At 35.6% G+C, this 988-nt stretch carries 1 protein-coding gene; it reads left to right on the top strand.

Annotation, left to right across the window (positions count from 1 at the left end):
* A partial coding sequence (locus ACQRDX_RS09340) for a multicopper oxidase family protein (RefSeq protein ID WP_427896615.1) occupies window positions 1-988 on the top strand: 988 nt, incomplete at both ends.

Genomic DNA, 988 nt, shown 5'->3' with positions numbered 1-988 from the left:
ATTTTAAAATAAACCAGAGTGCAGTTAATATAGATATTCAAACAAGTAAAACAAAAAGTACACTTCCTATACCACCACTATTAGAGGATAAAAATCCAGATCCTAATATTGCGGATTTTACTTTAGAACCTCAAGAAAGAGAAACTTCATTTTTACCAAATACCAAGACACGAACTATGGGTTACAACGGAAGTTTCTTAGGCCCTGTCATCAGAGTAAGTAAAGGTGAGCAAGTAAATGTGCACGTAAATAACAAGCTAAAAGAAGCAACTACAGTTCACTGGCATGGACTAGAGGTAGAAGGAGAAAAGGATGGGGGCCCTCATCAAGGAATTGAACCAGGAACAACTTGGGAGCCTAGTTTTACAGTAAATCAACAGGCTGCAACATTGTGGTATCATCCGCACTTTGGAGGAAATACTGCTACCCAAGTTTATAAAGGTTTAGCAGGACTATTCTATGTGGATGATGAAGTATCAAAAAGCTTAAATATTCCTAAGGAATATGGAGTAAATGATATACCTTTAGTAATTCAAGATAGAAGCTTTGGCAAGGACGGCAGTTTTATTTATAATACAAATATGATGGATGGAGCAACAGGGGATACTATCATAGTTAACGGAGCTATTAAACCTAATTTAGAGGTTAATAGAGTCAAGATGAGATTTAGAATAGTTAATGGTGCTAATGCAAGTAACTTTAATTTGAAGTTAGATAATAGAGATGGATTCTATCAAATAGCATCTGATGGTGGATTTTTAGAAAAACCGGTTAGCCAGAGAAATATTATGTTATCACCTGGGGAAAGAGCAGAGATAATAGTGGACTTTTCAAAGTATGAAAAGGGAACGCAGCTATCACTTATGAGTAATAAGGAAGCCATTATGACCTTTAATGTTAAAGGCGATGGGAAAGATGATACTGAAGTACCTAGCACTTTAACGAATATAGAAAGAATGTCAGAAGCACAAGCTACTAAGATAAGAAG

It is taken from the genome of Streptococcus sp. SGI.013, assembly GCF_050315295.1.
GTDB classification, from domain to species: domain Bacteria; phylum Bacillota; class Bacilli; order Lactobacillales; family Streptococcaceae; genus Streptococcus; species Streptococcus porcorum.
The sequence above is the reverse complement of the archived record's forward strand: the minus strand, read 5'-3'. Positions and strand labels throughout refer to the sequence as shown.